The sequence below is a fragment of the Brevundimonas sp. Root1423 genome (assembly GCF_001426805.1).
In genome coordinates this window covers 114,256-122,411 of record NZ_LMFL01000078.1, presented here as the reverse complement: position 1 = coordinate 122,411, position 8,156 = coordinate 114,256, and the positions used below count along the sequence as shown (strand labels likewise).

Below are 8,156 nucleotides of genomic sequence, written 5' to 3'. Positions count from 1 at the left end.
ACCTTGAGGGCGCGGACATAATAGGCGTCATAGAATCCGGCCGACAGGACATAGGCCCGATGGTCAGGCGGCGCTGGACCTCCTTGCCGAAGCCCTCGGCGCGGCTGGTCTCGTAGAGGTCGGTCAGGGAGGTGGTCCCCTCGGCGCGGTGGCCGAAGCGCATGCCGTCGTAGCGGGCCAGGTTGGACGAGGCTTCAGCCGGGGCGATGATGTAATAGGCCGGCAGGGCGTATTTGGTGTGCGGCAGGCTGATCTCGACGATCTCGGCGCCGCCGGCCTTGAGCCATTCGACGCCCCGGTCCCACAGCTGCTGGATCTCGGCGGGCATGCCGTCGACGACGTATTCCTTCGGCACGCCGATGCGCAGGCCCTTGACGCCCTTGTTCAGGGATTGGGTCCAGTCGGGGGTCTCGACGTCGAGGCTGGTCGAGTCCTTGACGTCGAACGAGCACATGGACCGCAGCAGGATGGCGGCGTCCTCGACCGTCTTCGTGATCGGGCCGGCCTGATCCAGCGAACTGGCGAAGGCGACCATGCCGAAGCGGCTGGCGCGGCCGTAGGTGGGCTTGATGCCCACCGTGCCGGTGAAGGCGGCGGGCTGGCGGATCGAACCGCCGGTGTCCGAGGCGGTGGCGGCGAGGCACAGGTCGCCGGCGACGGCCGAAGCCGAGCCGCCGGAGCTGCCACCGGGAGTCAAGTCTGCGTTGGAAGCCGTTGACTTCCATGGGTTCACGACAGGGCCGAAGGCGCTGGTCTCGTTGGACGAGCCCATGGCGAACTCGTCCATGTTGAGCTTGCCCAGCATGACCGCGCCGTCGCGCCACAGGTTGGCGGTGACGGTCGACTCATAGGGCGGGACGAAGCCGCGCAGCATGTTGGAGCCAGCTGTGGTCTGGACGCCGTCGGTGCAGAACAGGTCCTTGATGCCCAGAGGCGCGCCTTCGAGGGCGCCGCCCTCCCCCTTCGCCAGCCGGGCGTCGCAGGCGCGGGCCATGGCCAGCGCCTTGTCCGTGGTCTGGACGACATAGGCGTTCAGGCGCGGGTTGGCGGCGTCGATGTTGGCGACGAAGGCCTTGGTGATCTCCTCGGACGAGAAGGTTTTCGCCTTCAGGCCGTCGAGGGCGGCCTTGAGGGTCAGTCTGGTCAGGTCGGACATTCTATTCGACCACCTTGGGCACGACGAAGAAGCCGTCGGCGGACCGCGGCGCATTTCCGAGCACGTCGGCGACCTTGCCGCCGTCGGTGACGACGTCGTCGCGCAGGCGCAGGGGCTGGGCCACATTGGAGGTCATGGGCTCGACGCCCGTGACGTCGACCTCGTTGAGCTGTTCGATCCAGGCGAGGATGCCGTTCAGCTCCGCGGCGAGCGGTTCGAGCCGGTCTTCCGGGGTCTTGATGCGGGCGAGGTGCGCCACGCGGCGCACGGTCGCGGCGTCGATGGCCATGCGGCCCTCCAATTGCGAAACCAGAACGGGCGGGATTAGCCGCCCGGCCCCGGTTTCACAAGGATTCTGACGGCGTGGCCGCTATCTCGCCGGCGCGACCGTCACCGTGGGCGGGACCGAACCGTCGGCCGCGACGGCCCAGCCGACGATGACGTGGCGGGTGCGCTCGCCAATCGCACCCGCGGCCTCGTCCATCGTACTTTCCCGGATCTCCAGATCAACCCGTCCCGGCGCTTCCGACAGGACGCGGTAGCCGAGGACGTCGCCGAGACGGAACACGCGCCAGCCCTCCGCCGGATCGTGGAAGAAGGCGAGGTAGGTGTAGAGGCCGTTCATGGCCGGATCGCCGCCGGCCGTGCCGAACAGCTTGGCTGTCAGGGAGCCTTGGTTCTTCAGCGCGTCGAGACTGACCACCGAGGCGGCCGTCTGCACGTCCGGCGCGGCGTCGGGCTGCAGCGTGGCGGCGGGGCCCGAGGCGGTCAGGGGCGCGGCAGCGGGCGCCGTGGCGGCGGCCTGTTCGGCGGGCGGAACCTCGGCCTTGCGGGTCTCGACCTGGGCGTCGCAGGCCGCGAGCCCCAGGACGGCGACAAGGAAGGTGACTGGCTTCATCGGATGTTCCCCCATCAACGACAGCTCCACCTTGCACTTTGACAGGGCGGCTCGCCAGTCCTACCGCCAGACCGTGACCGTTCTATCGCTGAAAGACCTCGCCGCCTCGACTCCGCCCGGCACGCCGTGGCTGGGGCTGGACCTCGGCGAGAAGACCATCGGCGTCGCCGCGTCCGACGTCACCCGCATGATCGCCAGCCCGCTGTCGCTGATCCGAAAGACGAAATTCACCGACGACGCCCATGCGGTGCTGAAGCTGATGGACGGGCGCAAGGCCTCGGCCCTGGTCATCGGCCTGCCGCTGAACATGGACGGCAGCGAGGGGCCAAGGGCGCAGTCGTGCCGGGCCTTCGCCCGCAACCTGCAGCGCATCCGCGCCGTGCCCTGCGCCTTCCAGGACGAGCGGCTGTCGACCAGCGCGGTCGAGCGGTTCCTGATCGGGGAGCTGGACCTGACCCGCAAGCGGCGCGCCGACGTGGTCGACCGCACCGCCGCCGCCTGGATATTGCAGGGCGCGCTGGACCGGTTGAGGGACCAGGCCGGGCGATGAGCGCCTTGCTGACCGGGATCGTTCCCGTCTTCGCCATGATCGCCCTCGGCTGGGGGCTGAAGAAGCGCGACTTCCTGACCGATGACGGCTGGCGGGCGGTCGAGCGGCTGACCTATTTCGTCTTCTATCCGGCCTTCCTGATCCCGGCCGTGTGGCGCGCCGATTTCGCAGGCGGCGCGGCGGGGCCCGTGGCGACGGCCACGGTCGCCGTCGCCCTGACCGTCGCCCTGCTGACGGTTCTGGCCAAGCCGTTGATGCGGATCAGCGACCCGGCCTTCACCAGCGTGTTCCAGGGCGTCATCCGCTGGAACGGCTTCGTCTTCCTGCCGGTGGCGGGCGCGGTGTTCGGAGAACCGGGGCTCGGCGTGGCGGCGGTGGCCTTCGGGGTGCTGGCCCCGGCGCTGAACGTGGTCTGCGTGCTGGTGCTGGCGCGATGGGGCGCGGGTCAGGGCGGCGGCTGGCGGCTGGCGCTGTCGTCGCTGGCAAGAAACCCGATCATCTGGGCCTGCGGAATCGGGGCGGCGCTGAATCTGGCGGGCGTTCCAAAACCCGATCTGCTGATGGCCGGGTTCGACCTGATGGGCCCCGGCGCCATCGCCCTGGGCCTGATGACGGCCGGGGCCGGGCTGAGCTTCCGCTACGCGGCGTCGCGGCCGGTGCTGATGTTGACGGTGACGGCGATCAAGCTGATCGTCCTGCCGCTGGGCATGTACTGGCTGACCGGCGTGCTGGGCGGAGACCGCATGGCGCAGGGACTGGCGCTGCTGGCCGGCGCCTCGCCGGGCGCGGCGGCCTCCTATGTCATGGCGCGGCAGATGGGCGGCGACGCGCCCCTGATGGCGGGGGTCGTGGCCCTGACCACGGTGGTCAGCGCCTTCACCATTCCGATCCTGCTGGCGCTGTTCGGCTATATCTGACCACGGAGCGGCTTCCGTTCCGACGGAGACGGCCCTATAGCCGGGCCTCGATGAGCCAGCCCGCCGCCCTCACCGATCTGATTCTCGAGCGGCTGGCGCCGTTCCCGCGCAGCCATTTCCTGTCGGCCGGCGACCTGAACGCCGCCACCACCCCGCCGCTGCTGGACCTGGCCGACGCCTTCGTCGACTTCAACCGCCAGTCTTCGAAGTCGCTGGACCTGATGCGCGGGCGCACGGTCATGAACCTGTTCTTCGAGAATTCGACCCGCACCAGCGCCTCGTTCGAGATCGCGGCCAAGCGGCTGGGCGCCGATGTGACCGCCCTGAGCCCCCGCACCTCCTCGACCGCCAAGGGCGAGACCCTGATCGATACGGCGGCGACGCTGAACGCGATGAAACCGGACGTGCTGGTGGTGCGCCACGGCGCTTCGGGCGCGGCGGCCCTGCTGTCGCAGAAGGTCGGCTGCGCCGTGGTCAACGCCGGCGACGGGCGGCACGAGCATCCGACCCAGGCCCTGCTGGACCTTTTGAGCCTGCGCCGCGCCTTCGGCGACGTCGGCGGGCTGACCGTCGCCATCTGCGGCGACATCGCCCACAGCCGCGTGGCGCGATCCAATGTCTCGATGCTGTCGATGATGGGCGCGCGGGTGCGGCTGATCGGGCCGCCGACCCTGGTGCCCGGCGACGCCGACCGCTGGGGCTGCGAGGTCTTCCACGACATGCGCGAGGGGCTGAAGGGCTGCGACGTGGTGATGATGCTGCGGCTGCAGCTTGAGCGGATGGAGGGGGCGCTGGTGCCCTCGACGCGCGAATACTTCCGCTTCTGGGGTCTGGACCGCGAGAAACTGTCCTGGGCCAACGCGGGCGCGAAGGTGATGCATCCGGGGCCGATGAACCGCGGCGTGGAGATCGATTCCGACGTGGCCGACGACCTGACGGTGTCGCTGATCCAGGACCAGGTCGAGATGGGCGTCGCGGCGCGCATGGCGGTGCTGGCGGCATTGTCGGCGCGGCTGGATGGAGCGGCGGCATGACGGCTGTCGCCATCCTCAACGCCCGGCTGCTGGACCCGGCGACCGAGTATGACGGTCCCGGCGCGGTGCTGGTCGAGGACGGCCGCATCACGGAGGTGATCCACGGCGCCGGCGCGGTCGCGCCGGATGGCGTGACGGTGCTGGACGCGGGGGGGCTGTGCCTGTCGCCGGGCCTGATCGACATCCGGGTCAAGACCGGCGAGCCGGGGGCGGAGCCCAAGGAGACGCTGAAGTCAGCCAGCCTGTCGGCGGCGGCGGGCGGGGTCACCACCATCGTCATCCAGCCTGACACCGATCCGGCCATCGACGATCCGGCGATGATCGACTTCATCCTGCGGCGCGGGGCGGCCCTGGGGCTGGTCAATGTGCGCGCGGCCGGGGCGGCGACCAAGGGCCGCGACGGCGTTCGCATGGCCGAGATCGGCCTGATGGACGAGGCGGGCGCCCTGTATTTCACCGACGTCGACCGGGTCATCGCCAACACCCGCACCCTGCAGCGGGTGATGAGCTACGCCGCCGCCTTCAACGCCCTGATCTCGTGCCGTCCGGCCGATCCGTGGCTGAGCGAGGGCGCGGTGGCCACCTCGGGCGAACTGGCCACGCGGCTGGGGCTGGCCTCGGCCCCGGCGCTCGCCGAACGCATCCAGCTGGAACGCGACCTGGCGCTGGTCGAACAGACCGGCGCGCGCTTCCTGGTCGACCAGATCTCGACCGCGGACGCGCTGGAGACCCTGGCGCGGGCCCGGGCGAAGGGGCTGGAGGTCGCCGCCTCGGTGTCGATCAACCACCTGTGCTTCAACGAGATCGACATCGGCGACTATCGCACCTTCTACCGGCTGGACCCGCCGCTGCGCCCGGAGGGTGACCGGCAGGCGCTGATCGAGGCGGTGCGCGACGGCCTGATCGACGCCATAACCAGCGCCCACGCCCCAGCCCCCGCCGAGGACAAGCGCCGGCCGTTCGCCGAGGCGACGCCGGGCGCGGTCGGGCTGGAGACGCTGCTGCCGGCGGCCCTGTCGCTGCACCACGCGGACGGGCTGGATCTGCTCGACATCCTGCGGCCGCTGACCCACGGCCCGGCGACCCTGCTGGGGCTGGAGGCCGGGGTGTTGAGGGCCGGAGCCCCCGCCGACCTGATCCTGTTCGACCCCGGCGCGCCGGTCGTCGTCGACGCCGACGCCCTGAAGTCGAAATCGAAGAACTCTCCGTTTGACGGGCGCCGTCTGCAGGGGCGGGTGTTGATTACCGTCGTCGCGGGCCGCATCGTTCACAACGCGCGCTAAGAGGGAGCGAATCACTTGCAGGATCTGGTCGGACCCGCTCTCGGGACGGTCGCCCTCGTGGCGGTCGGCGGCTATCTGCTGGGCTCCATTCCGTTCGGGGTGATCCTGACCCGCCTGGTGACGGGCGAGGACGTGCGCAGCATCGGCTCCGGCAATATCGGCGCGACCAATGTGCTGCGGACCGGACGCAAGGATCTGGCCTTCGCCACCCTGATCCTGGACGCCGGCAAGGGCGCCGCCGCCTATCTGATCGCCCAAGCGTTGTTCCCGGGCGTACCGGCGTTGGCGGCCATCGCCGGCGGCGCGGCCTTCCTTGGCCATCTCTTCCCCGTCTGGCTGGGCTTCAGGGGCGGCAAGGGGGTCGCGACCTTCTTCGGTCTGTTGCTGGCCGCCGCCTGGCCGCTGGGCCTGCTGGCGGGAGCGACGTGGCTGCTGGTCGCGGCGCTGTTCCGGATGTCGTCGCTGGCGGCCCTGCTCGCCGCGGCCGCCGCGCCCGTCTACGCCATACTGCCGCTGGCCACGCTCGGCCGGCCCACCCCGGCGCCGGTCGCAGCGCTGGCGCTGTTCACCGCCCTGCTCATCTGGATCCGGCACCACGAGAACATCGCCCGGCTGCTGAGGGGGACGGAACCCCGCATCGGCGCCAAAAAGGGGTGAACCCCTCGCCGCCCCTGTCGGAGGCGGAGCGATTCGCGCGGCTGAGGCTGGCGCGCACCGACCGGGTCGGGCCCGTCACCTTCCGCCAGCTTCTGGACCGGTACGGCACGGCGGAACGCGCGCTGGACGCCCTGCCCGAACTGGTCCGCCGCGCCGGCGGCCGCGGCGACGGTCCGCCGTCCGTGGAGCAGATCGAGGCGGAATGCGCGGCGGGCGGCCGGATCGGGGCCCGGCTGATCGTGCTGGGGGACGCCGGCTACCCTGAACCCCTGGCGGCCTGCGATCCCCCGCCGCCGGTGCTGTGGACCCTCGGCGAGGCCGATCTGATGTCCCGCCCCTGCATCGCGATCGTCGGCGCGCGCATCGCCTCGGCCGGCGGCCAGCGGATCGCCCGCGGCCTGGCCCAGCAACTCGGCGAGGCCGGCCATGTGGTCGTCTCGGGACTGGCGCGCGGCATCGACGGCGCGGCCCATGCCGGCGCCCTGCCCACGGGCACGGTGGCCGTGCTCGGAGGCGGCGTGGACGACGTCTATCCGCCCGACAACGCCGACCTCTACCGCCAGATCGCCGAACAGGGCTGCATCGTCTCGGAAAGCCCGGTCGGCGCGAAGGCCCAGGCGAAGGACTTTCCGCGCCGCAACCGCATCATCTCCGGCCTGTCGCGCGGGGTGATCGTGGTCGAGGCCGAGCTAAGGTCCGGTTCGCTGATCACCGCCCGGCTGGCGGGGGAGCAGGGCCGCGACGTCTTCGCCGTGCCGGGATCGCCGCTGGACCCCCGGTCGCGCGGCCCCAACGAACTGCTGCGGCAGGGGGCGATCCTGTGCGAGGGACTGGAAGACGTGGAGCGCGCCTTCTCGACCCTGCGCACCCTGCGTGAACCTGAGGCCGGTAATCCCTTCAGCGGGGCCGCCGACGAGGCGGACGCGGCGCTGATCGAGCGGGTCGCCGCCCTGCTGTCGCCCACGCCGACGCCGCGGGACGAACTGGCCCGGGCGGCCGCCGCCCCGATCGGCGCCGTGGCGGCGGCCCTGCTGGAACTCAGCCTGGCGGGACGCGCGACCTTGCTTCCGGGCGGCCTGGCGTCCAGCTAGGGACGGCGCCGGGCCAGGGCGATTGATCGGGACATCGGCCGCACGGCCAGGTTCGCCGCCGCCTCCAGCGCCGTGGCGAGGGCATCGTCGCCGACGCCGCGAGCCATCTGCGCGAGTTCGGCGGCGAGATCGCCGACATACTCCCTCACCGGCCCGGCGCAGGCTACGACCCCCTGCGGCTCGATGGCGCGCGGCGGCGTGGCGGCGGCGGCTGGAGATAAACTCTGGTCGGACATTTCTGACTCCTGCTCCGGGTCCGGAATAGACACAACCACACCGTGTTATGCAAGATATCATATCCTATTTAAGGTTGTGCCTTGCCAGCGCCGATTGACAGCGGGCCTCGCGCCAACCACGTTCCGCCCCCTTTCCGCGCCCTTCCAAGGCCCCCTCCCCGCATGAACCTCGTCGTCGTCGAGAGCCCCGCAAAGGCCAAGACCATCAACAAATATCTGGGCCCGGACTTCACCGTCCTGGCGTCCTACGGGCACGTCCGCGACCTGCCGTCCAAGGACGGGTCGGTGCTGCCTGACGACGATTTCGCCATNCGTTTCAAGGCCCCCTCCCCGC

The 8,156-nt window shown here is 70.8% G+C and carries 9 protein-coding genes and 2 pseudogenes; 7 read left to right on the top strand and 4 right to left on the bottom strand.

What is annotated here, in order from left to right; translation table 11 throughout:
* From ASD25_RS28260 to ASD25_RS28250, 3 genes and pseudogenes are all read right to left on the bottom strand, one after another.
* Positions 1–1,156 (bottom strand): annotated as a pseudogene (locus ASD25_RS28260) (amidase family protein); the annotation flags it as partial.
* 1 nt (position 1,157) lies between these two features.
* Entirely contained in the window at positions 1,158–1,445 is a 288-nt protein-coding gene (gene gatC / locus ASD25_RS28255; protein ID WP_055830298.1) for an Asp-tRNA(Asn)/Glu-tRNA(Gln) amidotransferase subunit GatC, read from the bottom strand.
* Positions 1,446–1,526: 81 nt separating this feature from the next.
* The gene (locus ASD25_RS28250; protein WP_055830296.1) at positions 1,527–2,054 is read right to left on the bottom strand and encodes a hypothetical protein; all 528 of its coding nucleotides are present in this window, start codon (positions 2,052–2,054) and stop codon (positions 1,527–1,529) included.
* Between the two features lie 73 nt (positions 2,055–2,127).
* Here ASD25_RS28250 and ruvX point away from each other — a divergent pair, with 73 nt between their 5' ends.
* The 6 genes from ruvX to dprA are packed head-to-tail and all read left to right on the top strand — an operon-like array spanning position 2,128 to position 7,586.
* Positions 2,128–2,604, top strand: coding sequence for a Holliday junction resolvase RuvX (gene ruvX, locus ASD25_RS28245; RefSeq protein WP_055830294.1), 477 nt, complete (start codon positions 2,128–2,130; stop codon positions 2,602–2,604).
* Positions 2,601–3,521 (top strand): AEC family transporter, encoded by a 921-nt coding sequence (locus tag ASD25_RS28240; RefSeq protein ID WP_055830291.1) that lies wholly within the window; start codon positions 2,601–2,603, stop codon positions 3,519–3,521. The genes ruvX and ASD25_RS28240 overlap by 4 nt, the downstream gene beginning before the upstream one ends.
* 50 nt (positions 3,522–3,571) lie before the next feature.
* On the top strand, positions 3,572–4,555 hold the full coding sequence (locus ASD25_RS28235) for an aspartate carbamoyltransferase catalytic subunit (RefSeq protein WP_055830289.1): 984 nt from the start codon (positions 3,572–3,574) through the stop codon (positions 4,553–4,555).
* Positions 4,552–5,838 carry a dihydroorotase gene (gene pyrC, locus ASD25_RS28230; protein ID WP_055830287.1) on the top strand — a complete coding sequence of 429 codons (1,287 nt, stop codon included), beginning with the start codon at positions 4,552–4,554 and terminating at the stop codon, positions 5,836–5,838. The genes ASD25_RS28235 and pyrC overlap by 4 nt, the downstream gene beginning before the upstream one ends.
* Before the next feature lie 15 nt (positions 5,839–5,853).
* Entirely contained in the window at positions 5,854–6,495 is a 642-nt protein-coding gene (plsY, locus tag ASD25_RS28225) for a glycerol-3-phosphate 1-O-acyltransferase PlsY (protein WP_055830285.1), read from the top strand.
* A complete protein-coding gene (gene dprA, locus ASD25_RS28220) occupies positions 6,492–7,586 on the top strand; it encodes a DNA-processing protein DprA (RefSeq protein ID WP_156376964.1) in 1,095 nt (364 codons plus the stop codon). The genes plsY and dprA overlap by 4 nt, the downstream gene beginning before the upstream one ends.
* On the opposite strand, the gene ASD25_RS28215 is transcribed toward dprA, so the two are convergent.
* Positions 7,583–7,822 (bottom strand): hypothetical protein, encoded by a 240-nt coding sequence (locus ASD25_RS28215; protein ID WP_055830283.1) that lies wholly within the window; start codon positions 7,820–7,822, stop codon positions 7,583–7,585. The genes dprA and ASD25_RS28215 overlap by 4 nt on opposite strands.
* 162 nt (positions 7,823–7,984) lie before the next feature.
* Between ASD25_RS28215 and ASD25_RS33485 the strand changes: the two are divergent.
* Positions 7,985–8,133, top strand: a pseudogene (locus ASD25_RS33485) (toprim domain-containing protein); the annotation flags it as partial.
* Positions 8,134–8,156: the final 23 nt, after the last annotated feature.